Raw genomic sequence first — 21,070 nt, forward strand, 5'->3', positions numbered from 1 at the left:
TATTTTCATTTTTGAAGCAAACCACTGCATGACCTCCACCTCCGCCAACACCGCCAGCACCGCTGCAAAAAAAGACGTCCAGAAACTGCAGCGAGCCATTATTGATGGCCTGGAAGATGTGAAGGCGCAGGACATCCAGGTGTTTGACACGGAACACATCACCTCGCTGTTTGAGCGCGTGATCATCGCCTCGGGTACCTCCAACCGGCAAACCAAAGCGCTGGCAGCCAGTGTCCGCGACGCCGTGCGTGATGCCGGTTTTGCCAAGCCGCGTATCGAAGGTGAAGAAAACGGCGAATGGATCATTGTGGATTGCGGCGCGGCCGTGGCGCACATCATGCAGCCCGTGATTCGCCAGTATTACCACCTGGAAGAGTTGTGGGGCGACAAGCCCGTCAAGCTCAAGCTGGGCGCGCCAGCGCCGCTGGTCAAGGCCTCCAAGCCTGATGCGGAAGAAGAAGCCAAGCCGGCGCCTCGCGCACGTGCTGGCGCCAAAACCGCCGCCAAGCCCGCAGCGAAAAAAGTCACCCGTACCGACGACGGCACCTATGTCGGCCGGGTTGGCAAAACCAACGACTGGACCGCCAAACGTAATGCCGCCGAACCGGCTGCAGATCCTGCGGCCAAACCCACTCGTTCCGCAGCCAAGCCTGCAGCTAAAAAAACCGCAGTTAAAACACCGATTGTCAAAATCCCAGTCGCCAAAAAAGTAGCGGCGAAGAAAACCGCTGCAAAAACCGCAGCGAAGACGGCCGCGAAAAAACCGGCTGCCAAGAAAACCACGACCCGGAGCAAATGAGGCTGACGATTGTCGCCGTCGGCCAAAAGGTGCCCGATTGGGCGCAAACCGCTTACGACGATTACGCCAAACGGTTTCCGCCTGAATTACGGGTAGAGATCAAGGCCGTCAAGACCGAGCCGCGCGCCTCCAAGACGCTGGACACGCTGCTGGCAGCGGAGCGCCAACGCATTGAGGCCGTGATTCCCCGGGGCACACGCATTGTGGCCCTGGACGAACGCGGCACGGCCGTGACCACCGTGGCCTTGTCTGACAAGCTCAAAGCCTGGCAGCGCGAAGGCGACGATGTCGCCATCGTTATCGGCGGCCCGGACGGCCTGGACCCGGCCTTCAAACAGGCCGCCCACGAACGCCTGCGCCTGTCCGACCTGACCCTGCCACACGCCATGGTGCGTGTGCTGCTGATCGAGCAGTTGTACCGGGCCTGGAGCATCACGGTCAACCATCCCTATCACAGGGAATAATGGCCCCCACGCTTGTCGCTTCGCGTACTGCGCTGCCCCCCGAGGGGGCCGCTACGCCTGCGGTCCGGCAAAGCCGGTCCCGCGGCCCCTGTTTGCAGGGGACGGACTCCCACATGTTCACGGTATGACCGACTTTATTTACCTGGCATCCCAAAGTCCCCGGCGTCGCCAGTTGCTCGAGCAGCTCGGCGTGTCCTGTCAGTTGCTGCTGCCAGACGCCGGCGAAGACAGCGAGGCGCTGGAAGCAGTGCTTCCTGGCGAGGCGCCCACAGCTTATGTGCAGCGCGTGACGCAACTGAAGCTGGACGCCGCCGTGGCTCGTTTGAAGCGGCGCGGCTTGCCGCCAGCGCCTGTGTTGTGTTCGGACACGACGGTCGCGCGGGCACGCCGCATCTATGGCAAACCGGACGATGACAGCGACGCCATGCGCATGCTGGGCGAACTGGCGGGCACGACGCACCGCGTCCTGACAGCCGTGGCGGTGCAGCACGGGCGCAAGCGCCTGCAGGCTTTGAGCGTGTCGCGGGTGACTTTTGCGTCCATGAGCAAGCCGCAGATACTCGCCTATGTGGCTTCCGGTGAACCCATGGGCAAGGCCGGCGCTTATGCGGTGCAGGGCAGGGTGGCCATGCACATCAGCCACATCAGCGGAAGTTATTCGGGCATCATGGGTTTGCCGCTGCATGAAACAGCACTGCTGCTCAAAGCCGCAGGCCTGAAACTATAGTTTTCCCCGAGACCCCATCATGCAACAAGACATCCTGATCAACTGGTCACCCCAGGAAACCCGTGTGGCCGTGGTCGAATACGGCGCGGTGCAGGAATTACACGTCGAACGCACGCTGGAGCGTGGCCTGGTCGGCAACGTCTACCTCGGCAAGGTGGTACGGGTCCTGCCGGGCATGCAATCGGCATTTATCGACATCGGGCTGGACCGGGCCGCGTTTCTGCATGTGGCCGATTTGATGAGCAGCATCAACAGCCGCCACGCCGATGCCGACGGCACCAGCCAGGGGACGGCCCCGGCCGCGCAGCCGATTGAGAAACAGCTGTTCGAGGGCCAGGCCATGATGGTGCAAGTGCTCAAGGACCCGATAGGTACCAAAGGTGCCAGGCTGACCGCACAAGTCAGCATTGCCGGCCGCTTGCTGGTCTTTTTGCCGCAGGACAACCATATCGGTGTGTCGCAAAAAATACCGACCGCGCAGCGGGAAGAGTTGCGCCAGCGCTTGCAGACCCTGACCGCCGACATGGGCGGCGGATTTATTTTGCGGACCAATGGCGAAGATGCCACGAACGCCGAGCTGGGCGAAGACATCGCCTATTTGCGCAAGACCTGGGCACGGATCAAGGCCGCAGCGCTGCGCCTGCCGCCGACCTCGGTCTTGCATCAGGATTTGAGCTTGCTGCAACGCGTGTTGCGCGACATGGTGGTGGAAAACACCCAAAGCATACGTATCGACTCACGCGAGCAGTTTGAAGAACTCAACACCTTTGCCACAGAGTTCATGCCGGCCACCCTGCAAAGACTGCAGCTGCATAGCGGCGAGCGGCCGATTTTCGATCTCTTCAATATCGACGAGGAAATTGCCAAGGCGCTGGGCCGCCGGGTGGAGCTGAAGTCGGGCGGTTACCTGATCATCGACCAGACCGAAGCGCTGACCACGGTGGACGTCAACACCGGCGGTTTTGTCGGCGCCCGTAACTTCGACGACACGATTTTCAAAACCAACCTGGAAGCCTCCCAGGCCATTGCGCGGCAACTGCGCCTGCGCAACCTGGGCGGCATTGTGATTGTCGACTTTATTGACATGATCAAGGACAACCACCGTGATGCGGTGCTGGCCGAATTCCAGAAGCAGTTGGCGCGTGACCGCATCAAAACCAATGTCAACGGCTTTTCGGCCTTGGGCCTGCTGGAAATGACACGCAAACGGACCCGCGAGTCACTGGCGCACCAGTTGTGCGAGCCCTGTAGCGCCTGCATGGGCAAAGGCGTGGTCAAGACCGCGCGCAGCGTCGGTTACGACATCCTGCGCGAAATTCTGCGTGAGGCGCGCCAGTTCAATCCCAAGGAATTCCGGGTGATCGCATCGCCCAAGGTGATCGAGCTGTTTCTCGACGAAGAAAGCCAGCACCTGGCCGGGCTGAGCGACTTCATCGGCAAGCCGATTTCGCTGCAGTCCGAAGCGGCGATGGCACAGGAGCAATACGACATTGTTTTGCTGTGATCCATCGAAAGAAATAAGCCATCGCATGCCAGATACCGCTGCCCGTCATTCCCCCTCGATTCCGATTCTGGTCTACCACCAGATCAGCGAAGCACCGCCCAAAGGCGCGCCGTTTCGCGGCCTTTATGTGGCGCCAACCGCGTTTGCCCGGCAGATGGCCTTGCTCAAGCTGTTGGGTTACGAGGGCCTGTCCATGAGTGCGCTGCTGCCTTACCTGTGCGGAGAGAAAAGCGGCAAGGTGGTGGGCATCACGTTTGATGACGGTTATCTGAACAACCTGGCCCATGCCTTGCCGGTGCTGCAGCGCCACGGTTTTTCCTCGACCTGTTATGCGGTCAGCAACCTGCTGGGCAAGACCAACGAATGGGACCGCGCCATCGGCATCGCGCAGGTGCCACTCATGACGGCCGACCAGTTGCGTCTGTGGGTGGCCGGCGGCCAGGAAGTGGGCTCACATACCCAAAACCATGTACGTCTGCTGAAAACTGACGCTACGACGGCGCAGGCTGAAATGACGCAGGACAAGGCCGCACTGGAAAACCTGCTGGCAACACCGGTCCAGCATTTTTGTTATCCCTATGGCGAATACGCAGAGCCACATGTGGCAATGGCGCGGCAGGCCGGTTTTCAAACCGTCACCACCACACGCCGCGGCCGTTGCGCCGTGAAGGGTGACTTGTTCGAATTGCCGCGTGTACCCGTCGTGCGTTCCACCAGCTTGCCGGTTTTCTGGCTCAAAATTGCCACGGCCTACGAAGACCGGAAGAACGCATGACGCAGTCGCTGCCGGAACAACCCAGGCTGCGTATTGCCGTTTTAAACCGGGTTTTCGAAGCCAGTGGCGGCGGGGCAGAGCGTTATTCCATCGCGCTGGTCGAACAGCTCTCCTTGCGCCACGAGGTCCACGTGTTTGCCCAGCAGATCAGCCATGATGCACCTGGCGTAACCTACCACCAGGTGTCCATGCCCTTGCGCAAACCGCGCTGGCTCAACCAGCTCTGGTATGCCTTTGCCACCTGGCGCGCCACCCGCCAGGGCTTTGACATTGTTCATTCGCATGAAAACACCTGGCATGGGCAAGTGCAGACCGTGCATGTCCTGCCGGTGAAATACAACCTGTTCCATGGGCGAACCGGCTTCCAACGTATTTTGCGCTGGGTCAAGGTGGTGACCAGCCCACGTTTGTTGACCTACCTGGGCCTGGAGCGAGCACGTTTCAAAAATGCGCCTGCACGACGAGTCGTGGTGACCTCCGACAGCCTGGGCGACAGGATGGCCGCGACCTATCCCCAGACCCGCGCCGTGACCCATGTGATCACGCCAGGCGTCAGCTTGCCCGATCATCCGGTCAACGATGTGGAAAAAAGCGCCGCACGTTTGCAACTGGGTTTGCCGCCAAGTGGTCGCTGTCTGCTGTTTGTCGGCAACGACTACCGAAAAAAAGGGCTTGAAACCGTGCTGCGCGCACTGCCCAGCCTGCCGGCCGATGTGGTGTTGGCCGTGGTGGGTCACCCCGCGCAGATACCGGCGTTTAAACGGCAGGCCGAAGCCGAGGGTGTGGGCGCGCGTGTGTTTTTCCTGGGTGCGCTGCAGGACGTGACACCGGCCTACCGCGCGGCCGACTGCCTGGCACACCCGACGCTGGAGGACACCTTTGCGATGGTGGTACTGGAAGCCATGGCACATGGCTTGCCGGTGGTGGTGAGCGGTGCCACGTATTGCGGCATCTCGGGCCTGTTAAGCCACGGTCGCAATGCGCTGATTCTTGACGATCCGCGCAATGCGGCCTTGCTGGCGGACGCGCTTAATCAAATCATCCTTGAAACGGCGCTGCAGCAGCGACTGGGTGTGTTAGCCCGCGCTTTTGCGAGCCGCTACCAGTGGCAGGACATCGCGCGACAGCAGGAAGCCGTTTATTTCTCGTCGCTGGCAACAAAGCCTGCTTGAGCCTGCCCGGGGCTTGGTTCAGGCCACCAGTTTGAAGTGTTTGCGGCTGAAATCGCGACCGGTCAACAGCTCGATTTTGCGCATCAGGTGGTACTTGTTTTCCTTGGGCGTGGGCTGATAGGCCGGATCGATGTGCAACTCTTGTTCCGCGCCTGTTTTAAGCCACTCCAGAACCGCCTGGGGATGGGTGCCCGTAAAAGCCTGCAGCGCCCGTGCATCAAACTGGCTGTACTTGATTTGCATCGTCGTTGAATCGGCCCAGTACTTGCTGACCTGGTCCAGCTTTTTCTGCATGTCTTCGTTACGGCGAATCCAGCCATAGTGATAAATGTGGGCGTTGGCCAGGGCCGCCTGCGGATTGCGCGGTCGTTTGTGCTGGGTGGTGATCAGCCAGTACTGTCCGTCGGGTGCATAGGAACGCAGGGTATTGCGAATCAAGCGGCACTCGCGGCGGTACCAGCCGGGGCTGACCGACACCCATTGCGCCGAGCCGTAAAAATGGTGGTAGTCGAACACCAGCGCTTCCACCGCCGCGTTGTCATGGTGTTGCTCCACGCTGGCTCGGATGGCCGCCAACTCACCTTCGTGGACCACCTCGTCGCCCTCCAGGTAAAAAGCCCAGTCGCCCGTGCAGGCGTATTGCGCGATCATTTTCTGCTGGGCATAGACAAAGCCACGGTCCGCCATACGTTCGTTCCAGATGGTTTCGATCACTCGGATTTTCGGATCACCAATGGCCAGCACGCGTGCCAAGGTGTCGTCATTGCCGCGGCCTACCGCCACGACAAATTCATCGACCAGCGGAAGCAGGGAACGGATCGAGGCTTCAAACGGAAAGCCCAACTCGACGCCGTTGCGGATAAAGGTAAAGCCACTGATGGATATGGTCATGAGAGCTGCGCACTCGGGGCGCTTTGCGATAAATCGGAGTCGTACAAACCGAGTTTGTACAGGCGAGAGTAAGGGCCGTCGCGTTCAATCAGTTCGGCATGGGTGCCGGTCTCGACAATCCGGCCGGCATCCATGACCACAATCCGGCTGGCATGCTGGACGGTGGACAGTCGGTGTGCGATGACCAACGTGGTCCGGTTGCGCATCAGCCGCTGCAGCGCTTCCTGCACCGCACGTTCGGATTCGGTGTCCAGTGCCGAGGTGGCTTCGTCCAGGATCAGCACCGGCGCATCCTTGTACAGCGCCCGGGCAATCGCCAGGCGCTGACGCTGGCCACCGGACAATTGCGTGGCGTTGTGGCCCACCAGCGTGTCTATGCCCTGGGGCAGATCGGCAATAAAACGCTCCAGGTTGGCGGCCTGCAAACACGCCATGACTTTGTCCCGGTCCATGGGCATGCCCAGCGCCACATTGGCGGCCACCGTGTCGTTCAGCATCACCACATGTTGGCTGACCAGCGCAAACTGCTGGCGCAAGGCATCCATCTGCCATTCGCGCACGTCATGGCCATCCAGTTCCACGCTTCCAGATGTAGGCTCGATAAAACGCGGCAGCAGGTTCACCAGGGTGGTCTTGCCGGCGCCCGACGCCCCCACCAGCGCCACGGTTTCACCGGGCGTGATGGTCAGGGACAGGTTGTCCAGGGCGGGCGCGGCTTCGTTGTTGTAGGCCACGGAGGCGTCGAGGAAACGGATTGACCCTTCCGCCCTGGGCTTGGAGAAACTGCCACCCAGTTCATCGGGCGTTTTTTCCATCAAGTCCAGCCCGCGCTCCAGGGCGGCCAGTCCCCGGGTGATCGGGCTGGCGACTTCCGACAGGTGTTTGATCGGTGCCACCAGCATCAGCATGGCGGTCACAAAGGCCACGAAAGAACCCACCGAGGTGCCATCGGTGGCGCTTTGCATCAGGGCGACCGAGATCACCGCCGACAACGCCACGGCCGCCAGCATTTGGGTGGTCGGTGTCATGGCCGCCGATGCCGCGGTCGACTTCATGGACAGGCGCCGCAAGGTATCACTCAGGAGCGAAAAGCGCTTCGCCTGCTCGGCCTGCGCCGCATGCAGCCGGATGACGCGGTGCGCCAACACGTTTTCCTCGACCACATACGCCAGCGAATCGGTGGCCGTCTGGCTGGCTTTGGTCAGCCGGTACAGGCGGCTGGAGAGCACTTGCATGACCCAGGCCACCGCCGGAATCAGCAGCGCAACGATCAGGGTCAATTTCCAGTTCAGGTAAAGCAGGTAGCTGGACAAAGCCAGCAGGGTCAAGCTGTCCCGCGTCAAGCCCATCACCGAATTGACCAGCATGGCGGAGCCGTTTTGCACCTCATACACCACCGTATTGGCCAGCGCGCTGGCCGACTGGCTGGAAAAAAGACCCAGACGTGCGGTCAGCAGCTTCCTGAACATGGCCTTGCGCAGCTCCAGCAAACCCAGGTTGGTCACCTTGGCCAGCGCAATCTGCGCGACAAAGCCGGCGAAACCGCGCACACCGAACAACAGCAGCAAGGACACGGGAATCACCCAGAGGTCAATGCCGCCTTTCTGGAAGCCCTTGTCCAGCAAAGGCTGCAGCAGGGCAGGGACCAGCGGCTCGGTGGCCGATGCCACCACGGTAGCGCCTATGGCAATGGCCCAGGCGCTTTTGGACTGGTTGAAATACGGCCAGATGCGACGCAGGCGCTGGCCGATAGGTGCCGGTGTGAGGGCTGCGGGCGTGGTGCCGGGGTTCGTCAAGCTGTGGCCTCGCGACATGCAGGGTTGCGTGTTGGCGTTTGCCCGCCGAAGGAGAAGGAATCCATAAACCCAATCTTAGTGTAGGCCTCGCGCTCAGAGATCGCAGTCGTCCGCCTGCCTGGCAACTTGGCAAGGGCCCGCAAGAGCGTCGATGCAGCCTGCGCAACGAAAGCCAAGCGAAAATAGACGATGATTTTTGACATATGTGCCGCGAAAGAGTCCGGTGGACAGAGCAAGCCTGCATTATCGTGGAACAATTGGCGGCCAATTCCTACAAGCCCTTGCGTCCACAGCACCCAGAATGATTGACTTGCTGACACAGGTTTGCTTGAGGTGGCTGGCTTGAGAAATTCAACACCCCTACCTCGCGCACCATGAGCCTGTCCGTCATCATCATCACCAAAAACGAAGAGGCCAATTTGCAGGCATGCCTGGAGTCCGTACGATTTGCAGACCAGTGGGTCGTGGTAGACAGTGCCAGTACGGACAACACACGGGCGATTGCCAGCGCTTTTGGGGCCGAGGTCACGACCACCCAGACCTGGCCTGGCTTTGGTCCGCAAAAAAACCTGGCCCTGAGCCTGGCCACGCAGGATTGGGTGCTCTCGCTGGATGCCGATGAACGGGTCACACCCGAGCTGGCCGCCGAAATCCGGCAGGCCATGCAAACCTCCGGGGAAAATGCCTTTGAAATTCCGCGACTCACACAGTTTTGTGGCCAATGGATTCATCACTGCGGCTGGACACCGGACCACGTCTTGCGACTGTTCCGCCGCGGCCAGGCCGAGTTCAGCAACGATCTGGTGCATGAACGTGTGATCCTGAAATCCGGCGCACTGGCGCGTCTCAAGTTCCAGCTCTTGCACTACAGCTATCCCACCCCGGCGCATTACTGGCGCAAGCTGGAGCAATACAGCCTGGCCTGGGCGGAGCAGGCGCATGCACGCGGCAAGACCAGCTCCATGCCCAGGGCGGTAACATCGGGGCTGGTGGCCTTCCTGAAAAGTTATATCTTTCGCCTCGGCATCCTCGATGGCAGCATGGGCTTCGCCGTGTGCGCCATGCAGGCCCAAGCCGCCTTTGGCAAATATTTCACCTTGTATTGTTTGAACCAGCAAAATGCATCCAGAAAAAACTGATTCGACTTCGTCGCCATCCCTGTTGTCAGGACGGCGCACGTTTATCGCCGGCTTGACCGGCGGCCTGGGCACCCTGGCGGTGTTTCCCACATGGGCGCAATTCCGGGTCGAGGTCTCTGGTGTCGGTCTGACCCAGTTGCCGATTGCCATAGCCACCTTTCGTGGTGATGCGCAGTCACCGCAAAAAATCGCGGCCATTGTGCAGGCCGACCTGGAAAGAAGCGGTCAGTTCCGGGCGGTCGATGCCAGCGGCAACACCCTGGACGAAAGTGCCCGGCCCGATCTGTCGCTGTGGCGCCAGCGCGCCGCCGATTCGCTGCTGACGGGCAGCGTGACACGGCTGGCGGATGGCCGCTACGACGTGCGTTGCCGTCTGTGGGATGTGGTGCGCGGGCAAGACCTGGGCGGGCAAAGTTATGTGGTGCCGCAAGCTGACCTGCGCCTCTCGGCCCACCGCATTGCCGACTTTGTCTACGAAAAATTGACCGGCGACAAAGGGGTGTTCTCCACGCGTATTGCCTACGTGACCAAAGCCGGTACGCGTTACAACCTGTGGGTGGCCGACTCCGACGGTGAAGGCGCGCAATCGGCGCTGACCAGTCCCGAGCCGATTATTTCGCCCTCATGGTCGCCGAACGGATCGCAACTGGCCTATGTGTCCTTTGAATCGCGCAAACCGGTCATTTATGCCCATGATGTGGTTTCCGGGAAGCGCCGCCTGCTGGCCAACTTCCGTGGCTCCAACAGCGCACCGGCCTGGGCACCTGACGGCAACCAACTGGTCGCCACGCTGAGCCGCGATGGTGGTTCGCAGTTGTATGCCATTTCCGCCTCCGGCGGCGAGCCACGCCGCCTGACCCAGTCCGCGAGCATAGACACCGAACCGGCCTTTTCGCCCGATGGAAAATTCATTTACTTCGTCAGCGACCGGGGTGGCTCGCCACAGATTTACCGCATGGGCGCCAGTGGCGGCAATGTTGAACGCATCACCTTTACCGGGAGTTACAACATATCCCCGGCCATCAGCCCGGACGGCCGCTGGCTCGCCTATATTTCACGCATCGGTGGCGCCTTCAAACTGCACGTGATGGAGTTGGGCAAGGGGACTGGTGTGGCGATCACCGACACCAGTGCCGATGAAAGCCCAAGCTTTGCGCCCAACAGCAAACTCATCGTGTATGCGACTCAGCAGTCCGGCAGGGAAGCCTTGTTGACCACCACGCTGGACGGCAAGATCAAAGCCCGCCTGACCGGCGCCACGGGAGACATCCGTGAGCCGGACTGGGGCCCTTTTCAGCGCTAAACCCCGCATTTTTGAACCTCTTTTTTTTATTTCTTTACCCCAAGGTACCTCTCCATGAAACGTATTCTGCTTTCACTCGCCACCATCGTCACCCTGACCGCCGCCCTGGTCGGCTGCAGCTCTGGCGTCAAACTCAACGAAGTTCCTGTCGAAAACAGGGCCGCCAGCACAACGGGGCAGGGCGCTACCGGTGACGCCTCCGGCGTGGCTGGCCGCGGCGTGGCACCCGTGCAAATCGACGCCGCTGATGCCTCGTTGGCAGGCCCTCAAGGCGCAGCCAAAGTGATTTATTTCGACTACGACAGCTTTGTGGTCAAGCCAGAAGCCCAGGGCACCATCGAAGCCCATGCACGTTTCTTGAACGCCAATAAAAACCGCAAGCTGGTCATCGAAGGCAACACCGATGAGCGTGGCGGCCGCGAATACAACCTCGCCTTGGGTCAAAAACGCGCCGAAGCCGTGCGCCGCGCGCTGGGCCTGATGGGGGCTGTCGATGCCCAGATCGAAGCCGTGAGCTTTGGCAAGGAAAAGCCCGCTGTCTCCGGCTCCGACGAAGCGGCTTACGCCAAGAACCGTCGCGCTGAATTCAACTACCGTTAAACCGGAGCTTTGACCTTGAAGCACTTCCGGATCGCTCTGGCCGCGCTGGGCTGCGCGCTGGCCTTTACTGCCCATGCCGGTCTTTTCGAAGACGACGAAGCCCGTAAAGCCATTCTTGAAGTGCGTCAGCGGCTGGACAGCTCGCAGCAACGCCTGACGGAGGAGTTGCGCAAGGCCAACGAGGACAACGCACAACTGCGTCGCAGCCTGCTTGATTTGTCCAACCAGCTCGAGGTCATGCGCAAAGAGATGGCTCAGATGCGTGGGCAGGATGAACAGATTGCGCGTGATCTTTCCGAAGTCCAGCGTCGCCAGAAGGATTTGTCGCAAGGTGTTGATGACAGGCTTCGCAAGTTCGAGCCATCGAAAGTCACCGTGGATGGCAAGGAGTTTGTGGCCGATCCGGCTGAAAAGCAGGAGTTTGATGCGGCGCTGGCGGTCATGCGCAAAGGCGAGTTTGCGCCGGCACAGGCGGCTTTTACAGCCTTCCTGAAGCGTTATCCGCAAAGCGGCTACAAGGCGCCCGCACTGTTCTGGCTCGGCAATGCCCAATACGCCTTGCGTAATTACCGCGATGCCATCGTCAATTTCCGTGCGTTGGTCGCGGCTGATCCTGAACACATGCGTGCGCCTGAGGCCGTGTTGGCCGTGGCCAACTGCCAGGTCGAACTCAAGGACGTGAAAGCAGCACGCAAGACTCTGGAGGACCTGGTGAAAGCCTATCCCCAGTCGGAAGCCGCCTCGGTTGCCAAAGAGCGTCTGAGCAAGCTTAAATAAAACGCCGGGAGCACAGCCATGGGTCGACAACCCATGGCTGATGGCCCCTGCCGCGAGCAGCGGTCCATTCACCCCCTAAAATTGGGGGATGGATATCACCCAGCTCAACACACTCACCACCCAAGTTCTCTGGGCGGCCTTTATTCTCTCCATGCTGTTTGGCGCCATCGCCCAGCGCACGCATTTCTGCACCATGGGTGCCGTCAGCGACATCATCAACATGGGCGACTGGACCCGCATGCGCATGTGGGGCATGGCCATTGGTGTGGCCATGATAGGTTTTTACGGCATGGCCGCGGCCGGGGTGATTGATCCCAGCAAAACCCTGTATGCCTCGAACCGCCTGATCTGGCTGTCCGCCTTGGTCGGCGGCCTGCTGTTTGGCTTTGGCATGGTGCTGGCGTCGGGCTGCGGCAGCAAGACCTTGGTCCGCATAGGTGGCGGCAACCTGAAATCGCTGGTGGTGTTTGTGGTCATGGGTGTGGCCGCGTTTGCAACACTCAAGGGCATCACGGCCGTACTGCGCGTGGCAACGGTGGACCAGGTAGCCATCGATTTTTCCAACAACGCCGCCTTGTCCAACTGGGCGGCTGGCGTGGCCGGTGTATCGCCGGCCCTGGCCGGACTGGTGCTGGCCCTGATGCTGGGCGGCGGCCTGATCCTCTGGGCGCTGCTGGGCGCCGAGTTTCGCCGCTTTGACAATCTGCTGGCCGGCCTGGGCATAGGCGCCGTGATCGCCGGCATGTGGTGGGTCAGCGGCCATCTGGGCTATGTGGCCGAACATCCCGACACGCTGCAGGACGCTTTCCTGGCCACCAATTCCGGCCGCATGGAGGCCTTGAGTTTTGTGTCGCCCGTGGCCTACACCATCGACTGGTTGATGTTTTTCAGTGACAAAAGCAAGCTGCTGACCATTGGCATCGTCTCGGTGTTTGGTGTGGTCGCAGGCTCGACGCTGTATTCGCTGCTGTCACGCAGCTTTCGCTGGGAAGGTTTTCGCGATGCCGAAGACACGGCCAACCATCTCGCCGGCGCCGTCCTGATGGGGGTGGGCGGCGTGACGGCCATGGGCTGCACCATCGGGCAAGGTCTGTCCGGCGTCTCAACGCTCAGTGCCACCAGCATTGTGGCCGTGACGGCCATCGTGGCCGGTTGTGTCGTGGGCCTGCGCTACCAGGTCTGGCGGCTTGAACGCAGCGCTTGATGATGGCCATGTTTTCGATGACATACATGCCTCTTGAAGCGGCCGGCGGGGAATAAGCCATGGCTGAAATTCTTGCTGACTTTCCTGCGGACCTGGAGCGCCGCTTTGGTGGCCTGGCACGCCTTTATGGCGTGGCCGGTGCTCAGAAGATTCGTGCGGCTCATGTGATTGTTGTGGGTCTGGGCGGCGTGGGCTCCTGGGCCGCAGAAGCCCTGGCGCGCAGTGGCGTGGCCAAGCTGACCCTGATTGACCTGGATCACATCGCCGAGTCCAACATCAACCGACAGATCCATGCGCTGGACACCACACTGGGGCAAGCCAAGGTGATCGCCATGCGTGATCGCATTGCGCACATCAATCCCGACTGTCAAGTGAATTGCGTCGAAGAGTTTGTGGACGCCGGCAACTGGCCGGCGATTGCCGGCCTGGAGACGCAAGGCGCCGGCACCGTGTCAATGATTGATGCTTGCGATCAGGTACGGGCAAAAACTGCCATGGCCGCCTGGGCCATCCAAAACAAAATCAACTTCGTCAGCGTGGGTGCGGCAGGCGGCAAGCGCCACGCGCACAAGGTGGACATTGAAGACCTGTCTCTGGTCACTCACGACCCGTTGTTGGCGCAACTACGTTACCGCCTGCGCAAGGAGCAGGGCGCCGCCCGCAAAGGAAAAATCGGCCTTGCTTGTGTGTTTAGCCGCGAGGCCGTGCTGCAACCAGCAACCCTTGCCCAGACTGAAAACAGTACGTCCGCAGAGGGCGATGCCTGTGATCTCCCAGGCGATGCCGCCAGTGATGGCAGCCTGAATTGCCACGGCTATGGATCGGTGGTCAGCGTGACCTCGACCTTCGGTTTGTGCGCGGCCGGATGGATTCTTGGAAAAATTGCGGAGCAAGTTTTTATAGCACCAAAAAATGACGCTATAATTTGAGGCTGTGCTGCAGATAATGTAGTGCAACCCGGAGAAATCCTGGGACCTTAGCTCAGTTGGTAGAGCAGCGGACTTTTAATCCGTTTGTCGTGGGTTCGACCCCCGCAGGTCCCACCAGTTTTTAAAAAAGCGCCTGCCTGGAAGGGCAGGCGCTTTTTCTTTGGGACCTTAGCTCAGTTGGTAGAGCAGCGGACTTTTAATCCGTTTGTCGTGGGTTCGACCCCCGCAGGTCCCACCAGTTTTAAAAAAATAGTGCTCGCCTGGAAAGGTTGGCGCTATTTGGGTTCTTAGCTCAGCTGGTAGAGCAGCGGACTCTTAATCCGTAGGTCGCGAGTTCGAATCTCGCAGAACCCACCAATCATTTCAAGGACTTGGCCGCGAGGCTAGGTCCTTTTCTTTTGGTCGCTGTGCAAGCAATGTGGCCATGTTGCTGTCTTTTTGGGCTCGAACTCCATCATTCCGAGTTGCCGCACCCACAAGATGTTCTGTCGCATCCTTTGCATAAAGGCTATCGACAATGCGGACAGAAATCGCAGCTGCGTGAAGAGCCAAAAGAGTCCCATCATGAGGACGGTCGGCAATCGAAGACGGGCCCCCTCCAGAGATGGGCATTTAAGTTGTGCACCGCAAGATGGCTGAGGCCTGTCTCAGCCAATAGGCTTCTGCATGTGTGATCCCGTGATGCGAATAAAACGTTCGTGACTGGGTTGTTCATTTGCCAATGACAAGCAATCCCGGGAGGGCTGCGTCATCAATAGGACATCAAGCCGACATAGAGTTCCTCATGCGCTAACTGAGGATGCAAATGCAACTACAAAGGTCGGAAAAAGCCAAAAGTGAAATAGGTGGCAAGGGGCGTCAACTGGGGCTCAAAGAGCGGCAGGCCCTATTCCTTGCAGATGGCAAAAGGAGCATGCAAGACTTAAATCTCTTGCTCCAGGATGACGGCACTATCTTGCAAAAGTTGATCGAAAGCGGTTACTTGCTGCAGATGGATGGCAACAGGGCGATACACGAACCAGAGCCAGCTATCGACGGGAAGGCCGCCGAGGCTCCCGGATACAGTCGCGCGCTTGTACGCTTGTAATTACCAAGTCGCTTCTCCTGGACACCTGTGAGCGCATGTTTGTGAAAAAATTGCCTGAATTTTCTAACAGCTGCCCTGCTCAGCTCCGTGAGGTCAGAGACGGCGAGTCAATGCTCGATTGTGGCGCACAAAATTCTCGCTGCTGTAGATGCCATGGCGGGCAGCGAGCCAGCCGAGGTACTTAGAGAGCGTATGGTGTCGATGCTACCTGCCAATTTAACGATCTAATCTGCGCAGGTTGCACTACGACTTTTCGATGAATGAGGCGACCCTCAAAGTGCACAATGCCATGATCGATTTGGATTTGGAAACATATCAAAGCCTTTATCGGCTAGCGCAACAATCAGTTGAACTGAGGATAGCAAACGAAGCGCTCCAACAGAAACTGAATAAATCCGATACGTTGCACAAAAACAGTGAGAAACGTTTCCGCGTCATCTTGGAGTCGTTAGCCGACGCGGTCATCTTAAGAGATGCAGACGGTCGCATCATCGATTGCAACGCAAGCGCCGAACGCCTCTTCGGTAGAACCTTGTCTCAGATGAGAGGCGCTACATCTGTGGGGTCTGACTGGCAAATATTCCGCGAAAACGGAACCACGATGCCCGTCAACGAAAGGCCTAGCGTGGCGGCAAGACGTACTGGATTGCCTCAGGCGAACGTGCTTGTGCGTTATCGCAATCCTTGCGGAATTGACGTGTGGTGTTTGATCAACGTACAACCCTTATTTGAGGAGTCTCCTACCGTACCGTCGGGCTTTGTCAGCACGATTACGGATGTCAGCAAAGTCAAGCGCGGAGAAATCGAAATTGCGGGCCTGAATGTTGAATTGGAAAATCGGGTTGTAAGGAGAACGGCTCAACTGCACACCGCCATCAAGGAACTGGAAGCATTTTCGTATTCAGTGGCACACGATTTGCGGTCGCCTCTTACTTCTATTGACGGTTTTTGCACCTTACTTGAGAAATCTTTGCCAAGTGAAATTGGTCAGCAAAGCATCCGATATTTGAGTCGGGTTCGTGAAGGTGTTCGTCATATGGGCGCGCTCACCGACGGACTTTTGTCTTTAGCCCATATTTCGCGTACCAGCGTCACCCTTGAGTCGATAAATTTGAGCGTTGTGGCGTCTGATGTCATTAGAGCGCTGGAAGAGAGTGGCCGCAGGCATTTTGTGGAGGTAACTGTCGAGCCCGATATGCTGGTTATTGCGGATAAAGCACTACTTCACCAGGCACTTCAGAACCTCATAGGAAACGCGTGGAAATTCACTTCAAAAAAATCAGTTGCAAAAATTAAAATCGGCGAAATTGTGGCCCCTGATTTGCAAACTGTATTTTTCGTTCGTGACAACGGTGCCGGTTTCGATATGGCATACGCCGATAAGCTGTTCGGTGCATTCCAACGCTTGCACTCGGTTGATGAGTTCAGCGGCACTGGCATAGGCTTGGCAACTGTCCATCGCATAATTTCCAGACATCGCGGAAAAATATGGGCCGACGCAGCAGTTGGGGAAGGCTGCACCTTTTACTTTACGTTAGGAGCTCAGGCCGCACCAAAACGCGAGGGGTATCGGAACGCTGCTGTTGAAAGGATTTCATATTCAGCGGGCCGGCAACATCACATGTCGGACACGACAGGCGACTCATTTTCCATAAGTGCTGGGCATTTCACAAATATGTTTGAGCACTCGCCAATCGGGATGTCGCTCATTGGTCTTGATTCTAGAGGGTTAAGGTTTAACAAAGTATTTTGTCAAATGTTAGGCTATTCAGAAGCCGAGATGTTGGCGAGAACCGTTCAAGAGATAAGCCATCGCGATGACATCGAAACGGATTTTCAGCTTGCAAAGAGAGCGCTCACCGGGGAGATTGAGACTTTTCAAACGGAAAAAAGGTATATACACAAGTCAGGCCAAATTATTTGGGCCCACGTAACCTCTTGCCTGGTGCGTGACTCCGACCGAAAACCTGTTTATTTTGTCCGCCAAATTCAAAATATTAGCGATCGCAAGCTTGAACAAGCCGAACTGATTGACGACCCGCATCCCAACGACATTTGAAAAGCAGGTCGATTGAGGGTAGACGCCGCAGAATAGGCAACTCAAAAAATCACGCACCCATTGAGGCCTAGACTGAATCGACATTCAATCGAGATCCAGATGAGGAATGCGGCGATACACAGGAAGGCCATGAAGTGGCGATCCTTGTCCTTGACCAGCAGGGCAAATGCTTGCTCCCAGAGTTGCCGACGGAAGGTCGAAACCAATTGCTCTCAACGCAATTCGGTCCGCCGACCAACCCAAAAAAACCGCTTCAGCAGCGAGCGGCACCAAACCATGACAACCATGTTCGGCTCGGGCCTCGTGGTCAGGTCCTTTTGTCCTTCCGGGTACGACAAACATGTTGGGCCAGCCGCGATCCGCTGTTGCGGATTGGCTGTCCGGTGTGACCCCGCGCACCGGTCCTTCTCTCTTGAATAGACACGGCGCACTCACTCGGAGATAACCAGCGTTCCGTTCATGTCTTCGTGTCCACTGCCGCAGAACACATCACAGAGAAACGTGAAACTGCCGGTCTTGGCCGGCGTCAGTTGCAGCGTGGCAAGCTTGCCGGGAACAATGTCTGTGCGCGCACCGAAATCGGGAAGGTTGAAACCCATGGGCACTTCGGGCGCGGTGAATTGCAGGGTGATGGTTTCACCTTTCTTCACATGAATCTCGCCCGGCACAAATTCAAACTTTTTCGCCATCACCTTGATCACCCGCACCTTGGGCTTCTTGTCCATGGCGAAGGCCAGCATCGAACTCAGGGCCAGCGCCCCTGCCGCGCCCATCAGCGCACGTCGTTGGGTATCGATGGTCATGGCATCAGGCTTTCTGAACCGGCAATTCAACAATCAGATACTCGGCAGTTTTTGTTTCGGCTGTCACCTCGCGGAACCCCAGGCCGCGGTAGGGTTGCGCAGGGTCCCAGGGCAGGGGCGTGCGTTTGGGCTGTGAGCCAGGCACGGGCAGCGCGAAGATCAGCGACTTGGCCGAGTGGTGGGCAATGTGCCCTGTCATGTGGTGGTGCTCCTGGTGAATGTGGCCGTAAAACACCGTCACATTGGTGTGAGGCATCAGCAGGTCAACCGCCTTGGCGCCGTCGCGCGTGGCCCAGTCCCATTGCGGGTACAGGTCAAACAGCGGGCGGTGCGCGAAGACAACAATGCGTGCATCCTGAGTCTGCTTCTTCATATCGTCAGCCAGCCAGGTGAGTTGCGCGTCTCCGAGTTGTGCGCCGGGATCGCTGACGTTGTCGAGCACGATGAAGTGCAGCCCTTTGTGATCGAAGGTGTAGTTCATGGCGCCAAAGAATTCCTTGAAGGCCTTGCCATTGTCGAGCGCGGCATCGTGCTCGCCGGGGATGAAATACACGGTCTTGACTTTCAGCCCGGCCGCAATATCCCGGAACTCCGCAAGGCGCTTGCGGCGCTCTCTGGGGTCGTCCGTGGTGTGGGTAAGGTCGCCGGTGAAGATCACAAAGTCGGGGGCCTGTGCGAGTGCATTGACCGCCGCCACCGCCTTGGGCAGCGTGCCCCTGGCATCGGGATTGGGCGGGCCTTCGAAGCCCCAGTGGCAATCGGAGAGCTGGACAAAGAAGAAATCCTCAGGGGCCAATCCGCTCGCCGCGTCAGCGGCCAGCACCGGCTTGCCGATCCCAGTAACGAAAACGACACCCCCTACACCTGCTAACTGCATGAACTGTCTGCGATCAAACGTACTCATAATGAACTCCTGGTGGTAAGCGAGGTGTGCGAGCCTCGGTATGCCATACCGGCACCATGCGCGAAAAATTCCACGAACTCGCTCAAAGCCCGACAAAGGGCGTGGATTTTGGGTATTTGGGGAATAAATACCGGTCAGCACCGATAGATGCAGGAAAGAGGATGACCTGTGATCGACAGTCATGACTTGCAGCGCTTCGAAGCATTGGTGATGCCGCACCTGGATGCTGCCTACAACCTCGCGCGCTGGTTGACCCGCAACGACCAGGATGCGCAGGACGTGGTGCAGGACGCGGCCATGCGGGCCATGCGTTATTTCAAAGGCTTCCGTGGCGACCAGGCGAGGGCCTGGTGGCTGCAAATCGTCCGCCACACCTGTTACGCGTGGCTCAAGGAAAACCGGCCAGCAGAAGTGGTGATGTTCGATGACTGCGAGCTCGCCGCGCCGTCGTCCGATGAGCCGTATACCCTGGCGGTTCGCAATGCCGATAGAGAGCAGATCAACCATGCCATTGCCGGGCTGCCTGTTGTCTACCGTGAAGTGCTGGTGTTGCGTGAACTGGAAGACCTGTCCTACAAGGACATCGCGCGGATTGCCGATGTTCCGGTTGGAACCGTGATGTCGCGCCTGGCACGCGCACGCAGCCTGATGCGCCAGGCCTTGTTGCCGGGGGGGCGGCCCGTGCTGCGCACCGTGGCCCGGTCCACACAAGGCGGAGTGACATGATGAGCCCAGAATTTGACAGCCGGCAATTAAACGCCTTCATCGATGGTGAGCTGGACCTGAGTAGCCAGTTGGCGATGGAGTCGCTCCTGGCCCAGGACGCAGGCTTGCGCGCGCAGGTGGAGGGCCTGCGCAGCCTGCGTCAGGCGGTGAGCGGCCATGCCGATTACCATGCGGCCCCGGCCGCGCTGCGTCTTCGCCTGCAGGCACAAGCCTTGGACGTGCCGTCACAGCCCACCACTCCGCGCCATGCCAGCGGCAAGGCGGCCTTGCAACGCTGGTTCGCATGGCGGCCGTTGCTGGCGTCTTTCGGCGCCGTGGCCTTGCTGGCCATGGCGTTCAATCTCACGCTGTTGCAGTGGAATCAGAACGAGCGCCTGGCGCAGGAGGTGATTGCCAGCCATGTGCGCGCGACGCTGACGCAGCACCTGGTCGATATCGCGTCGTCGGATCACCATACCGTCAAGCCATGGCTGTCGTCAAAACTCGACTTCTCGCCCCCCGTAGCTGACCTGGACATCCCGGGGTCAACCTTCCTGGGCGGACGGGTCGATTACCTGGACGGCCGTCCGGTGGCGGCCCTGGTGTACCGGCAGGGAGAACACCTGGTGAACACCTTTGTCTGGCCAGGCACAGGGGCCGACAGCGGTGTCAGCGTCTCAACGCAGCGGGGTTTTCAAATTGCACACTGGACACGTGGCGGCATGACGCACTGGGTGATTTCAGATGTGAATCGCGAGGAATTCATGGCCATCGTTCGAGCGCTGGCGTTGAGTGACGGCCAGCGCTAAGGCTCGACATGGCAGACACGATGCTGCATGTGCATCGCTGTGTTCTAAAAATCTTCAGGTTTTCACCGCGCTGTACGCGAGCTGAGGTACGTCCAGTTCGGCCTGTGTCGCCACCCGAACGCAATCCTTCATGTGTTCTTCCCCCAGGTAACGAATCGCCGCATAACCCACAGCGGCAGAGACAATCTGGCCGGCGAAAGGGACGTATTTGGCGAGCTGTTTGGTGGTCAGGCGCATGCCGATTTTGCTGGCGGCTTTCATCACCAGCTCGCGGCTGATGAGTTTGCCAATCAGCACCGAGCCGACCAGGGTCACGGCTTTCTGGACTTGTTCGCGCTTTTTCGGCGTCAACTGGTCGAGCTGTTGGGGGCTCAAGCCGAACTCGCGGTTGATCTCGGGAATCAGTTTGGACAACATGGCCGCATCCACCGCCCAATCCAGACCCGGGACAGGAACGGCGCTGGCGGCAGCGGCCACCAGCGCGCGTTTGTTGAGCAGCTTGCGGCCGCGGGCGACGGCGGCCTGGAGGGCTGCGTCGTTGGCAGCCATTTGAAGGGCGGTGGGCATGAAAGCCACTGTAGCGCGAAAGAGGGGCCGGGGTTAGAGCCGTACCCCAAGCCCCG

The 21,070-nt window shown here is 59.0% G+C and carries 21 protein-coding genes and 3 tRNA genes; 19 read left to right on the top strand and 5 right to left on the bottom strand.

Annotated features, from left to right (window positions below):
* Positions 1-28 precede the first annotated feature (28 nt).
* From rsfS to ACHMXK_RS11320, 6 genes are all read left to right on the top strand, one after another.
* Entirely contained in the window at positions 29-799 is a 771-nt protein-coding gene (gene rsfS / locus ACHMXK_RS11295) for a ribosome silencing factor (RefSeq protein ID WP_397440351.1), read from the top strand.
* Complete coding sequence (gene rlmH, locus ACHMXK_RS11300; protein WP_318404414.1) at positions 796-1,263, top strand: 23S rRNA (pseudouridine(1915)-N(3))-methyltransferase RlmH; 468 nt, start codon at positions 796-798, stop codon at positions 1,261-1,263. Before rsfS ends, rlmH begins: the two co-directional genes overlap by 4 nt.
* Before the next feature lie 124 nt (positions 1,264-1,387).
* Positions 1,388-1,990: a Maf family protein gene (locus ACHMXK_RS11305; protein ID WP_397440354.1), complete on the top strand. Its 603-nt coding sequence runs from the start codon at positions 1,388-1,390 to the stop codon at positions 1,988-1,990.
* A 19-nt stretch (positions 1,991-2,009) separates the two neighbouring features.
* Positions 2,010-3,494: a ribonuclease G gene (gene rng / locus ACHMXK_RS11310; protein ID WP_397440356.1), complete on the top strand. Its 1,485-nt coding sequence runs from the start codon at positions 2,010-2,012 to the stop codon at positions 3,492-3,494.
* A gap of 25 nt (positions 3,495-3,519) precedes the next feature.
* On the top strand, positions 3,520-4,269 hold the full coding sequence (locus ACHMXK_RS11315) for a polysaccharide deacetylase family protein (RefSeq protein ID WP_397440358.1): 750 nt from the start codon (positions 3,520-3,522) through the stop codon (positions 4,267-4,269).
* Entirely contained in the window at positions 4,266-5,441 is a 1,176-nt protein-coding gene (locus ACHMXK_RS11320; RefSeq protein WP_397440360.1) for a glycosyltransferase family 4 protein, read from the top strand. The genes ACHMXK_RS11315 and ACHMXK_RS11320 overlap by 4 nt, the downstream gene beginning before the upstream one ends.
* Before the next feature lie 18 nt (positions 5,442-5,459).
* On the opposite strand, the gene ACHMXK_RS11325 is transcribed toward ACHMXK_RS11320, so the two are convergent.
* Together ACHMXK_RS11325 and msbA are read right to left on the bottom strand one after the other, a co-directional pair.
* Entirely contained in the window at positions 5,460-6,332 is an 873-nt protein-coding gene (locus tag ACHMXK_RS11325) for a glycosyltransferase (protein WP_397440362.1), read from the bottom strand.
* Positions 6,329-8,146: a lipid A export permease/ATP-binding protein MsbA gene (gene msbA, locus ACHMXK_RS11330; protein ID WP_397440364.1), complete on the bottom strand. Its 1,818-nt coding sequence runs from the start codon at positions 8,144-8,146 to the stop codon at positions 6,329-6,331. The genes ACHMXK_RS11325 and msbA overlap by 4 nt, the downstream gene beginning before the upstream one ends.
* Positions 8,147-8,502: 356 nt before the next feature.
* Here msbA and ACHMXK_RS11335 point away from each other — a divergent pair, with 356 nt between their 5' ends.
* The 11 genes from ACHMXK_RS11335 (at position 8,503) to ACHMXK_RS11385 (ending at position 17,226) form a co-directional block, all read left to right on the top strand.
* Positions 8,503-9,267, top strand: coding sequence for a glycosyltransferase family 2 protein (locus ACHMXK_RS11335; protein WP_397440366.1), 765 nt, complete (start codon positions 8,503-8,505; stop codon positions 9,265-9,267).
* Complete coding sequence (gene tolB / locus ACHMXK_RS11340) at positions 9,248-10,570, top strand: Tol-Pal system beta propeller repeat protein TolB (protein WP_397440368.1); 1,323 nt, start codon at positions 9,248-9,250, stop codon at positions 10,568-10,570. The genes ACHMXK_RS11335 and tolB overlap by 20 nt, the downstream gene beginning before the upstream one ends.
* A 54-nt stretch (positions 10,571-10,624) precedes the next feature.
* The gene (pal, locus tag ACHMXK_RS11345; protein WP_397440370.1) at positions 10,625-11,170 is read left to right on the top strand and encodes a peptidoglycan-associated lipoprotein Pal; all 546 of its coding nucleotides are present in this window, start codon (positions 10,625-10,627) and stop codon (positions 11,168-11,170) included.
* Between the two features lie 15 nt (positions 11,171-11,185).
* Positions 11,186-11,947, top strand: coding sequence for a tol-pal system protein YbgF (ybgF, locus tag ACHMXK_RS11350; RefSeq protein ID WP_397440372.1), 762 nt, complete (start codon positions 11,186-11,188; stop codon positions 11,945-11,947).
* A gap of 88 nt (positions 11,948-12,035) precedes the next feature.
* Positions 12,036-13,151, top strand: a complete 1,116-nt coding sequence (locus ACHMXK_RS11355; protein ID WP_397440374.1) for a YeeE/YedE family protein — start codon at positions 12,036-12,038, stop codon at positions 13,149-13,151.
* Positions 13,152-13,210: 59 nt separating this feature from the next.
* Positions 13,211-14,080 carry a ThiF family adenylyltransferase gene (locus ACHMXK_RS11360; protein ID WP_397440376.1) on the top strand — a complete coding sequence of 290 codons (870 nt, stop codon included), beginning with the start codon at positions 13,211-13,213 and terminating at the stop codon, positions 14,078-14,080.
* Between the two features lie 41 nt (positions 14,081-14,121).
* Positions 14,122-14,197 (top strand) — tRNA-Lys (locus tag ACHMXK_RS11365).
* 45 nt (positions 14,198-14,242) lie between these two features.
* Positions 14,243-14,318, top strand: a tRNA-Lys gene (locus tag ACHMXK_RS11370).
* A gap of 43 nt (positions 14,319-14,361) precedes the next feature.
* Positions 14,362-14,437 (top strand) — tRNA-Lys (locus ACHMXK_RS11375).
* Positions 14,438-14,879: 442 nt separating this feature from the next.
* Positions 14,880-15,167, top strand: coding sequence for a hypothetical protein (locus ACHMXK_RS11380; protein WP_397440378.1), 288 nt, complete (start codon positions 14,880-14,882; stop codon positions 15,165-15,167).
* 289 nt (positions 15,168-15,456) lie between these two features.
* Positions 15,457-17,226, top strand: coding sequence for a PAS domain S-box protein (locus ACHMXK_RS11385; RefSeq protein WP_397440380.1), 1,770 nt, complete (start codon positions 15,457-15,459; stop codon positions 17,224-17,226).
* Between the two features lie 431 nt (positions 17,227-17,657).
* Here ACHMXK_RS11385 and ACHMXK_RS11390 read toward each other — a convergent pair whose 3' ends face one another.
* Together ACHMXK_RS11390 and ACHMXK_RS11395 are read right to left on the bottom strand one after the other, a co-directional pair.
* Positions 17,658-18,029, bottom strand: a complete 372-nt coding sequence (locus ACHMXK_RS11390; protein ID WP_397440382.1) for a cupredoxin domain-containing protein — start codon at positions 18,027-18,029, stop codon at positions 17,658-17,660.
* Positions 18,030-18,033: 4 nt separating this feature from the next.
* Positions 18,034-18,933: a metallophosphoesterase family protein gene (locus ACHMXK_RS11395; protein WP_397440384.1), complete on the bottom strand. Its 900-nt coding sequence runs from the start codon at positions 18,931-18,933 to the stop codon at positions 18,034-18,036.
* Positions 18,934-19,101: 168 nt separating this feature from the next.
* Between ACHMXK_RS11395 and ACHMXK_RS11400 the strand changes: the two genes are divergently transcribed.
* Both ACHMXK_RS11400 and ACHMXK_RS11405 read left to right on the top strand, forming a co-directional pair.
* Entirely contained in the window at positions 19,102-19,659 is a 558-nt protein-coding gene (locus tag ACHMXK_RS11400; RefSeq protein WP_397440386.1) for a sigma-70 family RNA polymerase sigma factor, read from the top strand.
* On the top strand, positions 19,659-20,447 hold the full coding sequence (locus tag ACHMXK_RS11405; RefSeq protein ID WP_397440388.1) for an anti-sigma factor family protein: 789 nt from the start codon (positions 19,659-19,661) through the stop codon (positions 20,445-20,447). Before ACHMXK_RS11400 ends, ACHMXK_RS11405 begins: the two co-directional genes overlap by 1 nt.
* A 54-nt stretch (positions 20,448-20,501) precedes the next feature.
* On the opposite strand, the gene ACHMXK_RS11410 is transcribed toward ACHMXK_RS11405, so the two are convergent.
* Positions 20,502-21,014 (bottom strand): hypothetical protein, encoded by a 513-nt coding sequence (locus ACHMXK_RS11410; RefSeq protein ID WP_397440390.1) that lies wholly within the window; start codon positions 21,012-21,014, stop codon positions 20,502-20,504.
* Positions 21,015-21,070 lie beyond the last annotated feature (56 nt).

Origin of the sequence: Polaromonas sp. UC242_47, from assembly GCF_044452385.1 — a bacterium.
Taxonomy (GTDB): domain Bacteria; phylum Pseudomonadota; class Gammaproteobacteria; order Burkholderiales; family Burkholderiaceae_C; genus Polaromonas.